The following is a 20,905-nucleotide window of genomic DNA, read 5'->3' on the forward strand; positions in this document are numbered from 1 at the left end:
GAAAGGGAATGTCCCGCCCCGCTCCGTCCACGCTGCGTGCGTTCCTGGCCAGCGAAGCCGCCGGCGGGGTCGTACTGATCGCCGCGGCGGCGATCGCGGTGATCCTCGCCAATTCGCCCGCCGCCAACGCCTATGACGCGCTGTTGCGGCTGAAAACCGGCCCCGTCATCGCCCCGGTCATGGGCGCGATGACAATGCGTCTGTGGATCGACGACGGCGCGATGGCGCTGTTCTTCCTGCTCGTCGGGCTGGAGATCAAGCGCGCGCTGATCGACGGCCAGCTAGCCAGACCCTCCCGTCGACGCCTGCCCATCGTGGCGGCGGTGGCGGGGATGGCGGTGCCGGCGCTGACCTATCTGGCGCTGACATGGCAAGATCCTGCGCTCAGGGCGGGCTGGGCGATCCCGGCGGCGACCGATATCGCCTTTGCGGTCGGCGTCATGGCGCTGCTCGGCCCGCACGTCTCGCCGCAGTTGAAACTGTTCCTGACCACCGTCGCGATCGCGGACGATATGGGTGCGGTCGCGATCATCGCGGTCGCCTACAGCCACGGGCTCGATCTCGGCGCGCTGGCGGCGGCGGGGGGGGTGCTGGCGATCATGGCGGCGATGAACCGGCGCGGGGTCGTGACGCTCGCGCCCTATCTGATCGCGGCGGCACTGTTGTGGGTGCTGGTGCTGCGATCGGGCGTGCATGCGACCGTCGCCGGGGTGCTGGCGGCGGTGTTCGTGCCGATCCGCCGGTCGCCGGGCGCGCCCGATACGGCGGGTTCCCCGCTCCACCGGCTCGAACATGCGCTCGGGCCCTGGGTGGCGTTCGTCGTCGTACCGGTGTTCGGGCTCGCCAATGCCGGGGTGTCGTTCGCCGGATTCGGCGTCGGGGTCCTCCCGCAACCGCTGGTGATCGGGGTCGCGGCGGGGCTGTTCGTCGGCAAGCAGTTCGGCATGCTGGCTGCGGTCGCGGTCGCCGAACGGATCGGCATCGCCAGACGACCGAGCGGCGTGCGCTGGGTGGAGATGTACGGCGTGACGCTGCTGGCGGGGATCGGTTTCACGATGAGCCTGTTTATCGGTGGTCTGGCCTTTCCGGGCGATCCGGCGCGGATGGCGGCGATAAGGATCGGCGTGCTGGCGGGGTCGATCCTGTCAGCGCTGGCGGGATATGGCGTGCTGCGCTTCGCGGCACCGGCGCGGAGGATTTGATGCGGCGCTTCTTCGATCCCCGCCAGGCGTTGCACGCGCCGGCCCTGGAACTTCACAATGGCGGCTTTGCGCCCTATGCGGAGACGCCGGCGCGCGTGGATGCGATCCTGGCCGCGATCGGCGGGACGGAGACGCCGCCCGATCGCGGCACCGCGCCGATCCTTGCGGTCCACACCACGGATTATGTCGATTTCCTGCAATCCGCGCCCGCGCGCTGGATGGCGGCGGGGCGGTCCGGGGATGCGATCCCCTACGCTTTCCCGGTCGTCGGCCGCCGCGCCGTGCCGCTCGACCGGATCGATGCGGCGATGGGCCGTTACAGCTTCGACGCGACGACGCCGATCACCGCGAAGGCCTGGACGTCGAGCTATTGGAGCGCGCAGTCCGCGCTTGCCGCGACGCAGGCGGTGCTGGCGGGGGAGCGTGCGGCGTTCGCCTTGTGCCGGCCGCCGGGGCATCATGCGGGCGCGGATTATTGTGGCGGCTATTGTCACCTGAACGCCGCCGCGATCGCGGCGCAGGCGGCGCGCGACGCCGGCACCGCGCGGGTCGCGATCCTCGATATCGACTATCACCATGGCAACGGCACGCAGGACATCTTCCAGACGCGCGGCGATATATTCTACGCCAGCGTCCATGCCGATCCGGCGACCGACTACCCCTTCTACTGGGGCCATGCCGACGAGAGCGGCGAGGGCGAAGGCGCGGGCGCGACGCTCAACCTGCCCTTGCCGCACGGTGCGACGCTGACCGCGTTCCGCGGCGCGCAAGCCGTGGCGCTCGACGCGATCGCCCGGTTCGCGCCCGGGCTGCTGATCGTCAGCTTCGGCGCGGACACCTGGCGCGGCGATCCGATCAGCCATTTCGCCCTCGAGACCGCGGATTATCCGGTTCTCGCGCGCGATATCGCCGCACGCGGCTGGCCCACCGCGATCCTGATGGAGGGCGGCTATGCGGTCGGCGCGCTGGGCGACAATGTCGCTGGATTCCTCGGTGGGTTCTGAAGGACATGCCCGCGGGGGCACCACCTATCGGCGGCTGACGCTCGCGATGCTGTTCGCAGGCTTCTCGACCTTCTCGTTACTGTACGCTGTCCAGCCGCTGCTGCCCTTGTTCGCCGACCAGTATCGGCTGAGCGCGGCGGGCGCATCGCTTGCGGTATCGCTGGCGACCGGGCCGCTCGCGGTCGGCATCCTCGTCGCAGGCGCGGTGTCGGACCGGGTCGGGCGGCGGCCGCTGATGGTGTGGGCGATGATCGCCGCGGGCGCGCTGACGCTCGCCGCCGCCGCAGCGCCCGGCTGGGGCGCACTCCTGGCGTTCCGGCTGCTGACCGGCGTCGCGCTTGCGGGGGTGCCGGCGGTCGCGATGGCCTATGTCGCGGAGGAGGTGGACGCCGCATCGGTCGGTGCGGCGATGGGGCTGTATATCGCCGGCAGCGCGCTTGGCGGAATGGGCGGGCGGCTGGTCGCAAGCCTGGTCGCCGATCTGGCGGGATGGCGCTCAGCACTCGCGGTGGTCGGGCTGCTCGGGCTGGCGATGGGCGAGGCATTCCGTCGGCTGGCACCGCCCTCGCGCCGGTTTGCGCGCTCCGCACTACCGCCGCGTGCGGTGCTGGCGCAAACGAAGCGCCTCTTCGCCGATGCCGCATTGCCCTTGTTATATGCCGAGGCGTTCCTGCTGATGGGCATCTTCGTCACGATCTACAACTATGCAGGCTTCCGCCTGCTCGCCCCACCCTATGCGCTCGGCCAGGCGGCGGTCGGGGCGGTGTTCCTGCTCTATCTGCTCGGTTCGGCGAGTTCGGCCTGGTTCGCCGGGCTGGCCGGCCGGATGGGGCGGCGGCGCGTGTTCTGGGTGCCGATCGCGATAGCGATCGCGGGCACCGCGCTGACCCTGGCGCGCCCGCTCGGCGTCTTCGTCGCGGGCATCGGCGTGGTCACGATCGGCTTTTTCGGCGCGCATTCGATCGCCAGCGCCTGGGTGGGTCGCCGCGCAACGGGCCAGCGCGGACAGGCGGCGGCGCTGTATCTGTTCTTCTATTATCTGGGATCGAGCGTACTGGGCTCCGCCGGCGGTGTGGCGTGGAGCCGCTATGGCTGGGCCGGGGTCGCGGGCTTCTGCCTCGTCGCGGGTGTGGTGGCGCTGATCCTCGGACTGGTGCTGCGCGGCGTGCCGCCGTTGATCGTCGAGCCGCCGCCCGGCGCGTCGATCCCCGAAGCCTGAGGCTGTAGCCGGAGCGCTACCCATCATTTTTTAAAGCCCGTGCATTAGGGCAGGAAGGATGGAGATTCTTCCGTCCGCGCGGGCGATCGTCCGCGTTCGCCTTGTCGCGACCTGGCACTGGCCCGTGCTTACGGCGATGCTCGTGCTTGCGGCGCTCGCGCTGGGGTGGATCGGCTATGCCGCGTCGGACGATGCGGCCTATTATCTGGCCGCACGGCACTGGCTCGTCGCGCCGCCGTTCGCCGGTCACGATCATTGGGCGACGCGTTTCCCGCTCGTGATCGGGCTCGCCGCCGCGATGCGCGTGATCGGCGAGGGTGCCGCCGCGCTGACGCTCGTCGCGCTGTCCTGGTATGCCGCGTTCCTGATCGCGGTGCACGCGCTCGCGGCGCGGATCGGCGGGGCGCGGGCCGGCTGGATCGCGACGATCCTGCTGGCAACGATGCCCGTCGTCGTCGCCAACGCGACCACCGCGTCGTGCGATCTCACCGAAGCGACGTTCCTGCTGGTCGGCATCCTGCTGATCGGCGACTGTGCGGCGACCAGGGACGCGACGACACGGCGTGCGGTGGGTGCCGGATTGGCGTTCGGCACCGCGATCCTGTGCCGGGAAACCACGGCGCTGGCGCTGCTCGGCTTCGTACCGCTGTTCATGCTTGGCCGGCCGGTGCCGCGGCGCGCGATGATCGCGATGGGGCTCGCCTCAGCGATATTGCTGGCGGGCGAGGCGCTGTTCCAATGGCTGGCGACCGGACACGCGCTCAACCGCTGGGACGTCGCATTCCATCACGACAGTCATATCGATCGCGCCGCCAATCTGGAGGGGAATGTCCTCGTCCATCCGGCGATCGACCCGCTGCTCGTGCTTCTGGTCAACGACGATTTCGCGCTGATCTTCTGGTTGGCGATCGCGGCGGTCGCGCTCCGTGTCGACCGGATGCTGGCGGTGCCGGCAAGGCGGCGGATGACGATCCTCGTCGCGCTGGGGCTCGCGACCTTCCTGCTCGTCGGCGCGCTCTATACCAGGCTGGTGCTCAACCCGCGTTATTTCATGCTCCCGGCGATCGGCGCGGCGGTGGCGGTGGCGGTCTGGCTCGACCACGCGAGCATGCGCGTGCGCGCGGCGGTGCTGACCGTCGCGATCGCGACCAACCTGCTGATGCTCTCGATCGAGAATACGCATTCGCGCTGGGCGGCACAGGCACTCGTGACCGCCGCACGATCGCTGCCGACCACGCCGATCGTCACCGACGCCGCGACCTACCACCGCGCGCTGATGCCGATTGCCTGGAACCGATTGTCGATGGTCGAGCAGGATGAACCGAGACCGGGGGCACTGTATTTCTTGCCCGACGACCATATTCCCGTGCACGCCACGATCGTGTCACGCTATCCGTCGCCGCGAACCCCGCTGGGCGCGGTATTGGACGATCTCGGCATCGCCCGCTTCGTCCCGGCTTCGATCCGCCGCCGCTTGCTCGCGCCGAACCCGACAGCATCGCTCGTGCGGGTCGCCGGCTAAACCGCGACTCAGAGCTTCTCCGTCAACTCCGGCACCAGCTTGAACAGATCGCCGACCAGACCGATGTCGGCCACCTGGAAGATCGGCGCGTCCTCGTCCTTGTTGATCGCGATGATCGTCTTGCTGTCCTTCATCCCCGCCAGATGCTGGATCGCGCCAGAGATGCCGACCGCGACATAGACTTCGGGGGCGACGATCTTGCCGGTCTGGCCGACCTGATAGTCGTTGGGGGCATAGCCCGCATCGACCGCCGCGCGCGATGCACCGACGCCCGCGCCCAATTTGTCCGCCAGCGGATCGATGAGTTCGTGGAACTTGTCGCCCGACCCGAGCGCACGGCCGCCCGAGACGATGATCTTCGCGCTGGTCAGCTCGGGCCGCTCGTTCTTCGCGATCTCGGATCCGGTGAAGGTCGAAAGCCCCTTGTCTCCGGTCGAGGCGACCGCCTCGATCGTGCCCGATCCGCCCTCGGCCGCGGCCTTTTCGAACGCGGTGCCGCGCACGGTCAGGACTTTCTTCGCGTCCGAAGTCTGCACCGTCGCGATCGCATTACCGGCATAGATCGGGCGGGTGAAGGTATCCTCGCTCTCCACCGACAGGATATCGCTGATCTGCATGACGTCGAGCAAGGCGGCGACGCGGGGCGCGATGTTCTTGCCGTTGGTGGTGGAAGGCGCGACGAACGCGTCGTGATGCCCCATGAGCCCGGCGACGAGCGGCGCGACATTCTCGGCGAGCGCATGCGCGAACGCGGCGTCGTCGGCGACATGCACCTTGCCGACGCCGGCGATCTTCGCGGCCGCAGCGGCAACGCCGTCCACACCCTGCCCCGCGACGAGCAGATGGACTTCGCCGAGCTTCGCCGCGGCGGTCACCGCGGACAGCGTGGCATCCTTGACGGCGCTGCCGTCATGTTCGACCCAGACGAGCGTCTTCACTTGGCCACTCCCATCGCGTGCAGTTTCATCACCAGTTCGTCGACATCGGCGACCTTGATGCCGGCGGAACGCTTGCCCGGCTCGACGACCTTCAGCGTCTTGATCCTCGGCGTCACATCGACGCCGAAATCGGCGGGCGTCTTCTGCGCCATCGGCTTTGACTTGGCCTTCATGATGTTGGGCAGCGAGGCATAGCGCGGTTCGTTGAGGCGAAGATCGGTGGTGATGATCGCAGGCAGCGTCAGCGTATCGGTTTCCGACCCGCCATCGACCTCGCGAATCACGCTGACGGAGCCGTCCGCCATCTCGACCTTCGACGCAAACGTCCCCTGGCCCCAGCCGAGCAGCCCCGCGAGCATCTGCCCGGTCTGGTTGTTGTCGTCGTCGATCGCCTGCTTGCCGAGGATGACGAGGTCGGGCTTCTCCTCCTCGACGATCTTGGCGAGCAGCTTGGCGACACCGAGCGGCTCGACCCTGTCCTCGCTGACGATCAGGATCGCACGGTCCGCGCCCATCGCGAGCGCGGTGCGGAGCGTCTCCTGCGATTTCTGCTCGCCGATCGATACGACGACGATTTCCGTCGCGCCGCCCGCCTTCACGGAGGCTTCCTTGAGGCGGATGGCTTCCTCGACCGCGATCTCGTCGAACGGGTTCATGCTCATCTTGACGTTCGCCAGATCGACGCCCGTCCCGTCCGCCTTCACTCTAGGCTTCACGTTGTAGTCAAGCACGCGCTTGACGGGGACCAGTACCTTCATGCCTTCACCTATTCTTCCGGATAGCCGAACCAGTCCACCGCGACCCACTCATCATACTGCCGTTTCCATAAATCGATGCTTACGGATGGCCAACCTTTTGCAGATTCGTAAAAATCTTCAGCCTCAATCTGCGTCTTAAAGTAGCGATTTGTACTTACGCAAAATGGCGCGGAAGGGTCTTCCGGCGGAACGCGATGACTAATAATGCTCATTACGCCGCCTTCTGCACCTCGGCGACGATCTTCTGCGCGGCATCGCCCAGGTCGTTCGCGGCGACGATCGCCAGGCCGGAATTCGCGAGGATTTCCTTGCCCTTCTCGACATTGGTGCCCTCGAGCCGGACGACAAGCGGTACGCTCAGATTCACTTCCCTGGCCGCGGCGACGATGCCGTCGGCGATGATGTCGCAGCGCATGATGCCGCCGAAGATGTTGACCAGGATGCCCTTCACGTTGGGATCGCCCAGGATGATCTTGAACGCCGCCGTCACCTTCTCCTTGTTGGCGCCGCCGCCGACGTCGAGGAAGTTGGCGGGGAACATGCCGTTCAGCTTGATGATATCCATCGTCGCCATGGCGAGGCCGGCACCGTTGACCATGCAGCCGATATCGCCGTCGAGCTTGATATAGGCGAGGTCGTATTTGGAGGCTTCCAGCTCGGCGGGGTCCTCCTCGGTCTCGTCGCGCAGTGCGAGCAGGTCCTTGTGGCGGAACATCGCGTTGCCGTCGAACGCGACCTTGGCATCGAGGACCATCAGCTTCCCGTCATCGGTAACCGCCAGCGGGTTGATCTCGATCTGCTCGGCATCGGTGCCGATGAAGGCGTCGTACAGCTTCGAGGCGGTCGATGCCGCCTGCTTGGCGAGATCGCCGGTCAGTTCGAGCGCGGCGGCGACGGCGCGGCCATGATGCGGCATGAAGCCGGTCGCCTGGTCGATGTCGATCGCGTGGATCTTTTCCGGCGTGTCGTGCGCCACCGTCTCGATATCCATCCCGCCCTCGGTCGATGCGACCATCGAAACGCGGCCGGTCGCGCGGTTGACGAGGAGGGCCAGGTAGAATTCCCTGGCGATGTCGACGCCATCCGTCACGTAGAGGCGGTTGACCTGCTTGCCATGCTCGCCGGTCTGGATCGTCACCAGCGTGTTGCCGAGCATGTCGGTCGCCGCGGCGCGGACCTCGTCCTCGGTCTTCGCAAGCCGCACGCCGCCCTTGGCATCGGGGCCCAGTTCCTTGAACTTGCCCTTGCCGCGGCCGCCGGCATGGATTTGCGCCTTGACGACGTACAGCGGCCCGGGCAGCTTCCTGGTCGCCTGGACCGCTTCCTCTACGGAAAGCGCGGCAAAGCCCGCGGGGACGGGGACGCCGAATTTGGCCAGCAATTCCTTCGCCTGATATTCGTGGATATTCATGGGTGCCTCGGACCTTTTCGAGGATCGGGAATGTCCCCGCCTAAGCACGGCCCGGCTCGCTTTTGCAAGCGCGCTCGCCTATATCGCCGCGTATGACCTGGCCGATCGCCACCATGTTATTTCTTGTTACCGTCGTCGGCATGGAGGCGTTCGCCTATGCCGCGCACCGATGGGTGATGCACGGGTTCGGCTGGTTCCTCCACGAAAGCCATCACCGCGCGCGCGCCGGCAACTGGGAGCTCAACGACCTGTACGCCGCGATCTTCGCGGTGCCGTCGTTTACCTTGTTGCTGGGCGGCGTACAGCTCGGCTGGTGGCCCGGCTTTACGTGGATCGGGGCGGGGATCGCCGCGTATGGCGCGATCTATTTCGGGTTCCACGACGTCATCGTCCACCGTCGGCTGCCGACACGGTATCTGCCCAGATCGGCGTATATGAAGCGGATCGTGCAGGCGCACCGGCTGCACCACGTGGTCGAGACGAAGGCGGGAACGGTCAGCTTCGGCTTCCTCGTCGCGCCGCGGCCCGAAAGGTTGAAGGCAGAGCTGAAGGAGCGGCGGCGGGCGGGCGTCCGGGCGCCGGTCCCGGCAGCCGGCCCGGCCGCCGGTCCTGCGGCCATGTTTGCGGAAAAGTAACCTTCTGCGCGGATAAGGGCGGCATGAGCCAGCCCGCCTTTCCTGATCCGATCGACCCGGCAACCAGCGAAGAACTTCGCCACGCGCTCCGGCGCTCGGTCAAGATGCGTGCGCACCTTCGCGACCGCGGTCAGACGCGGTTCGAGATCGAGGTGACCGACCTGTCGCAATCGGGTTTCCGTGCGGAAACCAGCTTCACGTTATGGCCCGGTACCATCGTGTGGCTGACGCTGCCCGGCATGGCCGCGCTCGAGGCGGTGGTCGCATGGCGCGACAAATTCAAATATGGCTGCGCGTTCGCCAAGCCGATCCACCCGGCGGTGTTCGATCACATCATCGCGCTGAGCAATCGCTGACATTCCGAAGGCCGGCCAACCCGGCTCGTCGTCAGAAATCGATCGCGATACCCTTCGATTCCCAATCGCCGTAACGCGTGGGATTCTTGCCGAGCGGATCCGTCTTCGACGGCGCAACCGCTTGCGGTTCGGGCACCGGCGGGTTCGCCGACAGATGCGCGGGCGGTTTCACATGGACGGGACGCTTGGCCATGGCGAACTTTCGGATAAGGGAGAACCGGATATCGGATCGGACCGCCGGTCGGACAAGCCGCCTCGAAAGATCGTCCAGTGAATCCGCCCCGTTGCCGCCCGTCCTCCGTCCGTCCCCCTCGTAATCCGGCGTCGCGCGATCCGGCCCCGCGCGGCCCCGTCGAACCGCTCGGCACCGCGCCGCGGCGTGCGGCATTGCGCGTGCTCGACGCGGTGCTCCGGCGCGGCGAGTCGATCGAACAGGCGCTGCCGCAGGCGACGCGTGCGGTGCACGGTCCCGATCGCGCGCTGGCGCACGCCATTGCCGCGGAGACTCTGCGCCGGCTCCCCGATCTCGACGCGCTGATCGATTCGGCGACCAAGCAGCCCTTGCCCGACGATTCGAAGGCACGGATGGCGCTGCGAATCGCGCTCGCGCAGACCCTGGTGCTTGGCACGCCCGCGCATGCCGCGATCGCGACGGTGCTGCCTTTGGTGGATGGCGGCCCGAAGCGGCTGGTGCACGGCGTCTTCGGTACGCTCTCGCGCAGCAATGCCGTGTTGCCCGAGGTGCCGACGCTCCCCGCCGCCGCCGCGGATCGCTGGCGCTCGGCGTGGGGGGAAGAGGCTGTCCAGGGCATCGCGCGCGCGGTCGCCGCGCCACCGCCGCTGGATGTCACGATCGCCGACCCCGCGCAGACCGATCGCTGGTGCGCCGAACTCGGCGGGGTCAGCCTCGCGTCGGGGCATGTCCGGATCCCGTCGCATCCGCCGGTGCCCGACATGCCGGGCTATGCCGAGGGCGCATGGTGGGTGCAGGACGTCGCCGCGTCGATCCCCGTCCGCCTGCTCGAGTCAGGCGCGGGCGAAGCGCTCGACCTTTGCGCGGCGCCGGGCGGCAAGACGCTGCAACTCGCGGCGGCGGGCTGGACCACGACCGCGGTCGATCTGGCACCCAAGCGCATCGGGCGGCTTCGCGAGAATCTGGCGCGCACCGGCCTGTCGGTGGCGGTGGTGACCGCGGACCTGCTCGACTGGACACCGCCCGCGCCCGTCGATGCGGTACTCCTCGATGCACCGTGCAGCGCGACCGGGATCGTGCGGCGGCATCCCGAAACCCTGTACCGCGTGCTGCCCCGCCTGATCGCGGAGATGGCGCAGGTGCAGGCGGCGCTGCTGGCGCGTGCGGCGGATTGGGTGAAGCCCGGCGGATCGCTGGTCTATGCCAGCTGCTCGCTGGAGCGCGAGGAAGGCGAGGCGCAGGCGGAGGCGTTCCTGGCGGCACGGCCGGAATTCACCGTCCGTGCGCCCGGGACGGGGGTCCTCCCCGCGGGGATCGTGGCGACCGAGCAGGGCTGGGTGCGGACCTTGCCGGGGATGTTGGCGGAGGCCGGCGGGTGCGACGGCTTCTTCGTCGCGCGGTTCGTTCGGGCCCCTTCGTCACCCCGGACTTGATACGGGGTCCATCGTGCCGCGCGACAAAGGCTCGTTGGCTCGTCGCACCATGGATGCCGGGGCAAGCCCGGTATGACGGAACGCTCAGATGATATATTCCACCGACTTCATCTGCGCCTGATCCGCACGGACCGCGCCGCGCTTTGCGACCATCTGCGCGTGGAGCGCGGCGACGGTGTCGCTGCCACGCGTCTTGCACAGCGCGGGGACGAACGCGTGAAGCACCGCGCCCGCGCCGCCCCAGATCATCGTCAAGCCGAACCGGCTCGCGACGCCGAAATGCTCGGTAAAGCTTTCGCCGACGGTTGCGGGATGGTCGAGAAACAGGCGGCGGAACATAAGCGACCTCGTCGTGCTGCGGTCCGGCAACGATACCATGATCGACGCCCGACGCTAACCCCCGGCGGCGACCGCGGCGAGAATGTCCGCGGCAAGCAGCCCGAGCGTATCGTCGCGCGCGCCCATCACCACGATCCGGTCGCCGGCCTTCGCGGTGGCGGCGATCAGCCTCGCCGCATCCGCGCGGCCGGCGATGTGGCGCGCATCCGCCCCGGTGGCGACGATGTCGGCGACGATATCGCCGCTCGTCACCGCGCGGTCGACGGTGCCGCCCTGGTAGACCGGATCGGGCAGCACCAGCAGGTCGTCCGGCCGCAACCGGTCGGCGAAGGCCGCGGCCAGTTCGTGACGCATCTTCCGGAGCGGGCCGTAACCGTGCGGCTGGAACAGGATCAGCAGCCGCCCGCCGAACGCGCGGAGGGTGTCGAGCGTCGCGCCGATCTTGTCCGGGTTGTGCCCGAAATCGTCGATCACCGCGACGCCGGCGGCGGTGCCGATGAGTTCGAACCGGCGCCTGAGCCCCGCGAACCCCGCGATCGCCGCGACCGCCTCCGCGATCGGTACACCCGCCGCGACCACCGCGCCGATCGCCGCGAGCGCGTTGGCGACATTATGCCGGCCGGGCACGGCAAGATGGACGCGGTGGCGGGTTTCGCCCGCAATCAGGTCGAAGCCTATCGCGAACGGTTCCGGGGCGAGGTTCTCCGCGCGCAAATCCGCCGCCGCCTCGACCGCGACCGTCACCACCTGCCCCGACACCCCCGCCGCAAGCACCGCCGCCTCGGGATCGCCGACGTTCACGATCGTCGTGCGCGCCTTGCCCGCGAAGTCGGCGAACAGCATGCGCAGTTCGGAGAGCGGCTTGTGATCGAGCGTCACATTGTTCAGCACCGCAATCATCGGTGCATAGAGCGCGATTGACCCGTCGCTTTCGTCGACTTCGCTGACGAACGCGTTGCCGCCGCCCACAAGCGCGCTGGCGAACGGTGCGTCTGCATTCGCGAAATTCTTCATCACCGCGCCGTTCATGACAGTCGGATCGTGCCCCGTCGCGTGGAGGATCCAGCCGATCATCCCGGTAACGGTCGATTTCCCGCTCGTCCCCGCGATCCCGATCGGCAACACCGCATCGTTGAACAATCCCGCCAGCATCTGCGCGCGCGTCGCGCGCGCGCAGCCGAGACGGTTCGCCGCGACGATGTCGGGCACGCTTTCCTCCACTGCGGCGGAGGCGATCACGGTCTGGTCCGCGGAGACCACCCCGCTGCCGTCCTGCGGGAACAATGCGATGCCGCGCGCGCGCAGATCGTCGAACTTGGCCGGCACGCGGCCCTGGTCGAGCGCGCGGTCCGATCCGGCGACGGTCACCCCGCGTGCACGCAGGATCATCGCGAGCGGCATCATCCCCGATCCGCCGATACCTACCAGGAAACAGGGTTTGCCGTCATGCATCATGCCGCGCTATCGCCGGGCGGTACGGCAGGCAAGCGAGGGACGAGGGTGCAGACCCATAAATGGCAATGTCCGGGACGGAGCCGAAACCGGCGCGCAGGTAGGAATGAGGAGGGAGCGATGCCGAAGCATCGTGACCGACGAACGACGCCCCTGCGCACCGGTTTCGGCCCGCCGCTTCGCGGTCGCCCGGGAAAGGCCGCTGGCTACGTCGCTTGCTTGCGCGTGGCGATGCCACGCGTCTGCGCCCCGCTCCTTGCCAGCGGCCTTTCCCGGGCGATCACGGACGTTGCCGTTTATGGGTCTGCACCCTGATGAGGATCGGTGTCGTGGCCCCGGCCAATCGCGCGAATCCCGACATGGTCGCGACGGTTTCCGCACTCGCGGCGATCGAATATCCGCAAGTCGATCTGGTCTTCCATCCGCAATGCTTCGCGACGGCGGGGCATTTCGCCGGGTCGGACGCGGTGCGGGCGGCGGCGTTCCTCGATTATGCCAATGATCCGGCGTACGACGCGGTCTGGTTCGCGCGCGGCGGCTACGGATCGAACCGGCTGCTCGCGACCGTCATGCCCGCGCTCGGCCCGGCGGCGCGGCACAAGACCTATGTCGGCTATTCGGACATGGGTTTCCTGCTCGGCGCGCTCTACGCGCGGCGGATCGGGCGGCCGGTGCACGGGCCGATGCCGACCGACATCCACCGGCAAAAGGGCGACGAGACCGTCATGCGCTCGCTCGCCTGGTTGGTGGAGAGCGCGCGCACCGCGCTGGAGCCGGGGCTTAACGGGCGGCCGGCGGCGGCGTTCAACCTGTCGATCCTGGGCGCGCTGATCGGCACGCCGTGGCTGCCCGACCTGACCGATCACGTCCTGATCGTCGAGGAGGTGTCCGAACCGCTCTACAATGTCGACCGGCTGCTGTTCCATATGGCAAGTGCCACGCAGCTGAAGGGGATCGCGGGCATCCGGCTCGGCGCGGTCAGCGACGTGAAGGCGAACGACCCGCCCTGGGGGGAAGGCATCGAGGCGATGATCGACCGCTGGTGCGCCGCGATGGCCGTGCCGTATCTCGGCCGTGCGCAGATCGGGCACACGCAGGACAACCGGGTCGTCCCGTTCGGCGTCGCGTGATCGCCGCGAGGTTGACTTTTTGCCGTGAGCCGATCATATCGCGCTCGTCATCGACCGCTACATAACAGTCGATGATGCTACCTAGGGGCTCCTTCGGGAGCCCCGTTTGCTACAAGGCCACTATCATGATGCAGACGGCGGTGTTCGTCGATGCCGGCTATTTGCTGGCGCAGGGAGGATCTCTCCTTGCCGGTTCCAAGGTTTCCCGTCAGCGTATTACCCTGCACGTCGATGCCGCGATAACGCTACTCACCGAAATTGCCGCGACCGCAGCCCCGGGCGCAAGGCTCTTGCGCGTTTACTGGTATGACGGCCTGGTCAGAGGCGGCAGCCAGACGGCAGAGCATATAGCACTTGGGCGCGCAGCGAATGTCAAGTTGCGGCTTGGCATGGTGAACAGCCGCGGCGAACAGAAGGGGGTCGACTCGCTGATCGTCACCGACATGATCGAGCTTGCGCGCAACGAGGCGATCAGCGACGCCGTGATCCTGTCCGGCGATGAAGATATCCGGGTAGGGTTGCAGGTTGCTCAAACCTATGGCGTGCGCGTCCAACTGGTCGGCGTGAAGCCAGCCCTTGGATCGCAGTCCCCAGATTTGGTGGCCGAGGCCGATACGCACCTGGAACTCGACGAGGTGAAGGTCGGCCCGCTGATAACGATCGCCGCCGTGCAACGTGCGGCGGTCGAGCGGCACGACGACGTACAGCCGGGCGGTTTCGCAGCCGTGGCGGATCGGTTGGCGATCGAACTCATCGGTGGACTCGGCGATCAGCGGCTTGCGTTGCTCGCCTATGCGGACGCCAACCGAGGCGCTCTGCCGAGCGATTTCGATCGCCCCGCGCTCGCCAAGCTGCGCGACCGGCTGGGTCGGGATGTCGGCACCGATGAGCGCAAGACGTTCCGGACCCTGCTGCGCAACGGTTTGAAACAAGCCTAGCGGTCGTCGGCGTCCAGTCGCAACAACGAAGAAAGGTCGTCTCCACCATGTCCGCCCAAATCGCCGAGGTGTTCCGCATCACGCTGCCCGACGGTTCCGTCCGCGAGGTTGCGCCCGGGACGACCCCCGCGGACGTCGCCGCCGCGATCGGGCCGGGGCTTGCGAAGGCCGCGCTCGCCGCGCGGATCGACGGGCAGGTGCGCGACCTGAACCGTCCGTTCGACGGCGATACCGACCTCGCCTTGGTCACCGCGCGCGACGAGGCCGATGCGCTGGAACTCGTCCGCCACGATCTCGCGCATGTGATGGCGGAGGCGGTGCAGCATTTGTTCCCGGGCACGCAGATCACCTTCGGCCCCGCGACCGACGACGGCTTCCATTACGATTTCGCGCCGCCAAAAATCGATGGCCGGGACCGGCCGTTCACCGACGACGACCTGCCGGCGATCGAAGCCGAGATGCGCGCCATCATCGCGCGCAACGAGCCGTTCGTCCGCGAAGTCTGGACGAGGGCAGCGCTGATCGATCGCTGGACCGAGCAGGGTGAGACGTTCAAGGCCGAATGGGCGGCGAGCCTGCCCGAGGGCGAGGAGCTGACGATCTATCGCCAGGGCCAGTGGCTCGACATGTGCCGCGGGCCGCACATGGCCTCGACCGGCAAGCTCGACCCGCAGGCGTTCAAGCTGACGCGCGTTTCGGGCGCCTATTGGCGCGGCGACCAGAACAACGCGATGCTCAGCCGCATCTACGGCACCGGCTGGCTGAACAGGAAGCAGCTCGACCAGCATCTCTTCCGCCTGGAGGAAGCCGCCAAGCGCGATCACCGCAAGATCGGGCAGGAAATGGACCTGTTCCACCTCCAGAGCGAGGCGCAGGGGTCGGTGTTCTGGCATCCGCGCGGCTTCGTGATCTGGCGCGCACTGGAGGCGTATATGCGGCGGCGACTGGATGCGGCTGGCTATGAGGAGGTCAAGACGCCGCAGCTGATGGATGCGCGCCAATGGGAGCAGTCCGGGCATTGGGGCAAATACCGCGAGAACATGTTCGTGGTGCCCGACGAAATCCCCAATGCCGAGGACGAGGGGGCGATATTATCGGGCGACGCCGACCTGATGGCGCTCAAGCCGATGAACTGCCCCGCGCACGTCCTGATCTTCCGCCAGGGGATCAAGTCGTACCGCGACCTGCCGATCCGCATGGCCGAATTCGGCTGCTGCCACCGCAACGAACCGCATGGCGCGCTGCACGGCATCATGCGCGTACGCCAGTTCACGCAGGACGACGCGCATCTGTTCGTGCGCGAAGACCAGTTGATCGAAGAGGTCACCGCGTTCTGCGACTTGCTCGATTCGGTTTACCGCGACCTTGGCTTCGACAAATATGCGATCAAGCTCGCGCTCCGGCCGGAAAAGCGGTTCGGATCGGAGGCGATGTGGGACTGGTCCGAACAGTCGTTGCGCGACGCGGTCGCCGCAACCGGGCGCGACACGCCCGAATATGGCTGGGAGGAACTGCCCGGCGAAGGCGCGTTCTATGCCCCCAAGCTCGAATTCCATCTGACCGATGCCATTGGCCGGACCTGGCAGGTCGGCACGATCCAGACCGATACCGTCCTGCCCGAGCGGCTCGACGCGTCCTATGTCGGCGCGGATGGCGAGCGGCACCGGCCGGTGATGCTCCACCGCGCGATCCTCGGCACGTTCGAACGCTTCATCGGTATCCTGATCGAGCACCACGCCGGCCGCTTCCCGCTGTGGCTGGCACCGGTGCAGGCGGTGGTCGCGACGATCGTATCGGACGCGGACGACTATGCGCAAACCGTCGCCGCGACCTTGCGCAAGGCCGGCATCCGCGTCGAGACCGACCTTCGCAACGAGAAGATCAACTACAAGGTGCGCGAACATAGCCTGGCGAAGGTCCCCAATCTGCTGGTCGTCGGCAAGCGCGAGGCGGACGAGGGGACGGTCGCGTTTCGCCGGCTCGGCAGCCAGGGGCAGGAGATGCTGACACTTGCCGACGCGACCACGTTACTGACCCGCGAAGCGACGCCGCCCGATCTGGCATGAACCGGGATCGATGACGCGAACATGACTGGTAGCTGTCGCTCGACGTCAGGGAGCGTTCAAGCATAGGCTCGCAAAGACGGTTGTGGCATCCTCGAACAGGGTGTCGCGGCGGCGTAAAGGGACCGGCAGGACCGCTCGGACGGATCGCAACCAGTCGGGCTTTGCGTCGTTATACACCCGTCACATCAATCGTTGCGCAGGAGAATCGATATGAAGAAGCTGGCATTGGTCGCCCTCATGGCCGCCGTCACCGTCCCCGCCGTCGCGCCGACCGCCGCGACCGCGCAGCAATACCGCACCTATCGCGGCCAAGATGGCCGCTATTATCGTTGCAAGAAGAGCAGCGGGACGACCGGCCTGCTCGCAGGCGGTGCGGGCGGTGCGCTGGTCGGCAACGCGCTTGGCGGCGGCGTGCTCGGCACAGTGGCGGGCGGTGTCGGCGGCGCGCTGCTCGGCAAGCACCTCGACAAGAAGCATGACGCCGCGCAGAATCGGAAAAACGGCTGCTGATCCATCGGTCGCGCTTCGGCGCGGCTACCGGACGATCGACGACCCGTTCGCCGCAAGGCGGGCGGGTTTGTCATGCGCGGGCCGGACGCCTCACGCCCTCGCCAGCGCCTCCGCGATCAGCCGTCTGCTGTTGGCAACGCCGTACAGCGCGATGAAGCTGCCCATCCGTGGCCCCTGGCTTGACCCCAGCAAGGTCTCGTACAGCGCCCGGAACCAGTCGCGCAGTTCGGCGAAGCCCCCATGCTCCCCGAATTCGGTCTTGCCGATCTCGTAGACCAGCGTCTGGATGTCCTCCGCGCTCGCTCCCCCGGGCAGCGCGGCGAGACCGGCGTCGAGGCGTTCGAGCGCGGCGATCTCGACCCCCTCGGGTACACGCCGCCGCAACGTCGGCGCGACGAAATCGCGCGCATAGGCCAGCGCATGGTCGATCAGCCGGTCGAGTTCGGGATAGGTATCGGCCGATGCATCGGGGACGTAGTTGGCGAGATAGCCCCACACCTGACCCTTCGTCGCGTCACCCATCACGCCGACGAGGTTCAGCAGCAACCCGAACGTCACCGGCAGTGCACCCGTCGGCGGTGCGCCGTCATGGATATGATGCACTGGATTGCCCAGACGCTGCTTCAGATCCTGCCCGGCGTAATTGCCGCGAAACTGCCAGTAATCGTCCACCGCGCGCGGGATGACGCCCATGTGGAGCGACTTCGCCTTCCTGGGTTCGCGGTATGCGAAGAACGCGAGCGATTCCTGCGGGCCATAGGTCAGCCACTGGTCGAGGCTCAGCCCATTACCCTTGGACTTGGAGATTTTCTCGCCATTCTCGTCGAGGAACATCTCGTAGTTCAAGCCCTCGGGCGGGCGTCCGCCGAGCACGCGCGCGAGCTTCGAGGATTGCACCACCGAATCGATCAGGTCCTTGCCCGCCATCTCGTAATCGACGCCGAGCGCGACCCAGCGCATCGCCCAGTCGACCTTCCATTGCAGCTTCGCCTTGCCGCCCAGGACGGACTGCTCGATCCGCCGGCCGTCATCGTCGGTGAACGCGATCAGCCCGGCATCGGCGTCGATCACCTCGACCGGCACCTGCAGCACGGTGCCGCTGGTCGGCGAGATCGGCAGTACCGGCGAATAGGTCGCGCGGCGTTCGGCGCGCAGCGTCGGCAGCATCACGTCCTGGATGCCCTGATAGGCGCGCAACACGCCCTTCAGCGCCGCGTCGAACCGGCCCGCGGTGTAGTAATCGGTCGACGACGCGAACTCGTATTCGAACCCGAACCGGTCGAGGAAATCGCGCAGCCGCGCATTGTTGTGCGCGGCGAAGCTGTCATGCGTCCCGAACGGATCGGGGATCCGCGTCAGCGGCTTGCCGAGATGCCCGGCCAGCATCGTGCCGCCCGGCACATTGTCGGGCACCTTGCGCAGGCCGTCCATATCGTCGCTGAACGCGATCAGCCGGGTCGGGATATCGGAGAGCGCGTGGAAGGCGTTGCGCACCATCGTCGTGCGCAGCACCTCGTTGAAGGTGCCGATGTGCGGCAGCCCCGACGGACCGTAACCGGTCTCGAACAACATCGGCGCGCCACCCGGCTTCCCGTCCGGCCACCGCTTCAGCAGCTTGCGCGCCTCCTCATAGGGCCAGGCCTTGGAATCGAGGGCGGCGGTGCGGAGGTCGTCGGTCATGCCGGAGCGGGTAGCGCGGGGGGGCGGGGGGGGCAACCGGAGGGGGGTGAGCCGGGCGACTGGCGGCCAGCGGTTCCCTTTGTAATCGAAACCGCAGAGGACCAGACGTAACTCGATAGGCAAGCTCAGCCTTATACCGAGATGAAGCCCACCCATTTTCTTTTTTGTTCTTCTTCTGTTTACTTGACAATCATCTAGACATTGAGGTGGCGCGAGTCTACGTATGCCTTCATGGCACTCCGGTTCCAATTTGATGAGCGGAAGGGCACCGAGGCGCTGGCGTACATAACGTCACGTTGGCCAGGAATCACCGCATTCTTCACCTCTAAGGTGTTGTTCGTAGCTGAGAAGAAGCACCTCAATCGGTACGCTCGACCCATTATCGCGGATACGTTCATCGCAATGCCGGCCGGACCCGTTCCTTCCACGCTTTACGATTTCATGCGCGATCGACTTGGCATGGCCGAAGATCCTGAGGCAGTTCGCGCCGCGATCGATGCGTCTGCATACCCTAGGCTTCATGCCCGGCGCGATGCTGACCTATCCTCGCTGACGATAAGCGACATCGAGTGCCTGAATGAGGCAATATCGTTTTGTCGCGACAAGGGTTTCGGCGCATTGTCTGGCTGGACGCACCAAGAGCGCGCTTGGGCAGAGGCTGCCAGTAATGGTCCAATGGACTATGAGAAGTTCGTCGATGCCGACAATCCAGCTCGAGATCAAATCCTGGAGGATGCAGCGGCTTTCGCGGCGTATGGCGTACTGTGACCGTTGGCGATTTTGCTGTCATTTATACCACGCTGGCACGCCCTCCCAAGGTAAAACTCACGATCTGCATTTGTACTGCACCGGCATTGTTTTTGTGGATTAACACAGAAGCGCGCCATCATGGCGTGGCGCAAATGCCACTCGCGGCTAATGACTATCCTGAGGCTCTGAAGCACGACTGCTTTCTTGATGGGGTTTATCCCTTTGACGTACGTACCACAACGGCTAGTTAGGCTGCATGAGCAAGCCTGAAAAAATGTCCGTCCGCGAAATGTTCGCTCGGTTCCCTACCGACGAAGCGTGCCTCGACCACATTATGGAGGTTCGGTTCGGCGGTACGACGTTCGATTGTCCGAAGTGCGGCAAGTACGGTCGTTTCAACCGCCTCGCCAACGTACGGGCCTATGCGTGTTCTTCGTGCGGTCATCACGTCCACCCGACCGCTGGCACGATCCTGCTCGACACACGCACACCTTTGCCCTCTTGGTTCTACGCGATGTACCTTTTTGCGACCACCCGCCACGGTGTGTCGGGTAAGGAACTGGAGCGTACGCTAGGCGTCACCTATAAAACGGCCTGGCGCATGGGGCAGAAGATTCGTGAGCTGGCGGGCAAAGCCGATCACTTTGAAGACCTGCTCTCCGGCCACGTTGAACTCGACGAAGCCTACATCGGCGGCCGACGTTCAGGCGGTAAGCGTGGTCGCGGTGCACCAGGCAAAACGATCGTCATGGGGCTGATCGAGCGCGACGGTCGGATCGCTACGGAAGTGATCCCTGATGTGAAGAAAACTACGTTGCGCAACGTGGTGCTGACGAACGTAGAGCCCGGTACGACCGTTTCGACCGACGAACTAATGTCCTACGGTTTATTGACCGGCGACGGCTACCAGCATGGCACTGTGTCACACGGTAAGAAGGAATGGAGTTACTACGACTACGGTCACAAGGTTCAGCATCACGTCAACCACGTGGAGTCGTTCTGGAAACTGTTCAAGGCGTCGATCCGGGGGACACACGTGCATATCAGTGAGAAGTACATGTCGCGTTACTTGGACGAATTCACTTTCCGCCAGAATCATCGGCACCGGGGGAATGCGATGTTTGATCTACTGGTCGGGGCGCTATGACAGCCCGTTTCGTCCTGTGAAAAACGCCGGGGTCGACAGGCTCGACGCCCCGGCGTTCCTCTTGTGAAATGAAAGCCTCAAGGTCACCAGACGCCAGGGCGCTAGCTAAGGACACGTGTTTCATGCACGCGCTTATAGACAGCGAACCGACGATTTGGTAAGAGGCTTTAGGCTGTGGTGACGATTTAATTATTTGAGCCATAGCATGATGCTGGCGAGTTT

General features: G+C 66.3%; 21 protein-coding genes. 13 read left to right on the forward strand and 8 right to left on the reverse strand.

Annotation, left to right across the window (positions count from 1 at the left end; genetic code table 11):
- The first annotated feature begins 8 nt into the window (after positions 1–8).
- Genes nhaA through ACFE7D_RS04180 form a run of 4 tightly spaced genes read left to right on the forward strand, consistent with a single transcriptional unit; the run spans position 9 to position 4,947 of the window.
- Positions 9–1,202, forward strand: coding sequence for a Na+/H+ antiporter NhaA (gene nhaA, locus ACFE7D_RS04165; protein ID WP_375394169.1), 1,194 nt, complete (start codon positions 9–11; stop codon positions 1,200–1,202).
- Positions 1,202–2,206 (forward strand): histone deacetylase family protein, encoded by a 1,005-nt coding sequence (locus tag ACFE7D_RS04170; RefSeq protein ID WP_375394170.1) that lies wholly within the window; start codon positions 1,202–1,204, stop codon positions 2,204–2,206. The genes nhaA and ACFE7D_RS04170 overlap by 1 nt, the downstream gene beginning before the upstream one ends.
- Positions 2,196–3,425 (forward strand): MFS transporter, encoded by a 1,230-nt coding sequence (locus tag ACFE7D_RS04175; protein ID WP_375394171.1) that lies wholly within the window; start codon positions 2,196–2,198, stop codon positions 3,423–3,425. The genes ACFE7D_RS04170 and ACFE7D_RS04175 overlap by 11 nt, the downstream gene beginning before the upstream one ends.
- A gap of 58 nt (positions 3,426–3,483) precedes the next feature.
- Positions 3,484–4,947 (forward strand): ArnT family glycosyltransferase, encoded by a 1,464-nt coding sequence (locus tag ACFE7D_RS04180; RefSeq protein ID WP_375394172.1) that lies wholly within the window; start codon positions 3,484–3,486, stop codon positions 4,945–4,947.
- Positions 4,948–4,955: 8 nt separating this feature from the next.
- Here ACFE7D_RS04180 and ACFE7D_RS04185 read toward each other — a convergent pair whose 3' ends face one another.
- Genes ACFE7D_RS04185 through sucC form a run of 4 tightly spaced genes read right to left on the reverse strand, consistent with a single transcriptional unit; the run spans position 4,956 to position 8,054 of the window.
- Positions 4,956–5,885 carry an electron transfer flavoprotein subunit alpha/FixB family protein gene (locus ACFE7D_RS04185; protein WP_375394173.1) on the reverse strand — a complete coding sequence of 310 codons (930 nt, stop codon included), beginning with the start codon at positions 5,883–5,885 and terminating at the stop codon, positions 4,956–4,958.
- Positions 5,882–6,643, reverse strand: a complete 762-nt coding sequence (locus ACFE7D_RS04190; protein ID WP_375394174.1) for an electron transfer flavoprotein subunit beta/FixA family protein — start codon at positions 6,641–6,643, stop codon at positions 5,882–5,884. Before ACFE7D_RS04190 ends, ACFE7D_RS04185 begins: the two co-directional genes overlap by 4 nt.
- An 8-nt stretch (positions 6,644–6,651) precedes the next feature.
- Complete coding sequence (locus tag ACFE7D_RS04195; RefSeq protein WP_375394175.1) at positions 6,652–6,855, reverse strand: hypothetical protein; 204 nt, start codon at positions 6,853–6,855, stop codon at positions 6,652–6,654.
- Positions 6,855–8,054, reverse strand: coding sequence for an ADP-forming succinate--CoA ligase subunit beta (sucC, locus tag ACFE7D_RS04200; protein ID WP_375394176.1), 1,200 nt, complete (start codon positions 8,052–8,054; stop codon positions 6,855–6,857). Before sucC ends, ACFE7D_RS04195 begins: the two co-directional genes overlap by 1 nt.
- A gap of 92 nt (positions 8,055–8,146) precedes the next feature.
- Between sucC and ACFE7D_RS04205 the strand changes: the two genes are divergently transcribed.
- Both ACFE7D_RS04205 and ACFE7D_RS04210 read left to right on the forward strand, forming a co-directional pair.
- Positions 8,147–8,689, forward strand: coding sequence for a beta-carotene hydroxylase (locus ACFE7D_RS04205; protein ID WP_375394177.1), 543 nt, complete (start codon positions 8,147–8,149; stop codon positions 8,687–8,689).
- A gap of 23 nt (positions 8,690–8,712) precedes the next feature.
- Positions 8,713–9,045 carry a pilus assembly protein PilZ gene (locus tag ACFE7D_RS04210; protein WP_375394178.1) on the forward strand — a complete coding sequence of 111 codons (333 nt, stop codon included), beginning with the start codon at positions 8,713–8,715 and terminating at the stop codon, positions 9,043–9,045.
- 31 nt (positions 9,046–9,076) lie between these two features.
- Here the strand turns inward: ACFE7D_RS04210 and ACFE7D_RS04215 are convergent, their stop codons facing one another.
- Entirely contained in the window at positions 9,077–9,238 is a 162-nt protein-coding gene (locus ACFE7D_RS04215; RefSeq protein WP_375394179.1) for a DUF1674 domain-containing protein, read from the reverse strand.
- Positions 9,239–9,315: 77 nt separating this feature from the next.
- On the opposite strand from ACFE7D_RS04215, the gene ACFE7D_RS04220 reads away from it, so the two are divergent.
- Entirely contained in the window at positions 9,316–10,671 is a 1,356-nt protein-coding gene (locus ACFE7D_RS04220; protein ID WP_375394180.1) for an RsmB/NOP family class I SAM-dependent RNA methyltransferase, read from the forward strand.
- Positions 10,672–10,755: 84 nt separating this feature from the next.
- On the opposite strand, the gene ACFE7D_RS04225 is transcribed toward ACFE7D_RS04220, so the two are convergent.
- On the reverse strand, positions 10,756–11,010 hold the full coding sequence (locus ACFE7D_RS04225; protein ID WP_375394181.1) for a DUF6356 family protein: 255 nt from the start codon (positions 11,008–11,010) through the stop codon (positions 10,756–10,758).
- 54 nt (positions 11,011–11,064) lie between these two features.
- Positions 11,065–12,462: a glutamate ligase domain-containing protein gene (locus ACFE7D_RS04230; protein WP_375394182.1), complete on the reverse strand. Its 1,398-nt coding sequence runs from the start codon at positions 12,460–12,462 to the stop codon at positions 11,065–11,067.
- Between the two features lie 314 nt (positions 12,463–12,776).
- Between ACFE7D_RS04230 and ACFE7D_RS04235 the strand changes: the two genes are divergently transcribed.
- The 4 genes from ACFE7D_RS04235 to ACFE7D_RS04250 all read left to right on the forward strand — a co-directional run bounded on the left by ACFE7D_RS04235 (position 12,777) and on the right by ACFE7D_RS04250 (position 17,106).
- Positions 12,777–13,592: an LD-carboxypeptidase gene (locus tag ACFE7D_RS04235; RefSeq protein WP_375394183.1), complete on the forward strand. Its 816-nt coding sequence runs from the start codon at positions 12,777–12,779 to the stop codon at positions 13,590–13,592.
- Positions 13,593–13,717: 125 nt separating this feature from the next.
- Positions 13,718–14,530, forward strand: a complete 813-nt coding sequence (locus tag ACFE7D_RS04240; protein WP_375394184.1) for an NYN domain-containing protein — start codon at positions 13,718–13,720, stop codon at positions 14,528–14,530.
- Positions 14,531–14,577: 47 nt separating this feature from the next.
- Complete coding sequence (thrS, locus tag ACFE7D_RS04245) at positions 14,578–16,596, forward strand: threonine--tRNA ligase (RefSeq protein WP_375394185.1); 2,019 nt, start codon at positions 14,578–14,580, stop codon at positions 16,594–16,596.
- 210 nt (positions 16,597–16,806) lie between these two features.
- Positions 16,807–17,106: a hypothetical protein gene (locus ACFE7D_RS04250; RefSeq protein WP_375394186.1), complete on the forward strand. Its 300-nt coding sequence runs from the start codon at positions 16,807–16,809 to the stop codon at positions 17,104–17,106.
- Between the two features lie 90 nt (positions 17,107–17,196).
- Here the strand turns inward: ACFE7D_RS04250 and ACFE7D_RS04255 are convergent, their stop codons facing one another.
- The gene (locus tag ACFE7D_RS04255; protein WP_375394187.1) at positions 17,197–18,786 is read right to left on the reverse strand and encodes a lysine--tRNA ligase; all 1,590 of its coding nucleotides are present in this window, start codon (positions 18,784–18,786) and stop codon (positions 17,197–17,199) included.
- Positions 18,787–19,017: 231 nt separating this feature from the next.
- On the opposite strand from ACFE7D_RS04255, the gene ACFE7D_RS04260 reads away from it, so the two are divergent.
- Both ACFE7D_RS04260 and ACFE7D_RS04265 read left to right on the forward strand, forming a co-directional pair.
- Positions 19,018–19,554 (forward strand): Panacea domain-containing protein, encoded by a 537-nt coding sequence (locus ACFE7D_RS04260; protein ID WP_375394188.1) that lies wholly within the window; start codon positions 19,018–19,020, stop codon positions 19,552–19,554.
- Positions 19,555–19,792: 238 nt separating this feature from the next.
- Entirely contained in the window at positions 19,793–20,683 is an 891-nt protein-coding gene (locus ACFE7D_RS04265) for an IS1595 family transposase (protein ID WP_375394189.1), read from the forward strand.
- Positions 20,684–20,905: the final 222 nt, after the last annotated feature.

The organism is uncultured Sphingomonas sp., from assembly GCF_964244235.1.
Classification (GTDB): Bacteria; Pseudomonadota; Alphaproteobacteria; order Sphingomonadales; family Sphingomonadaceae; genus Sphingomonas.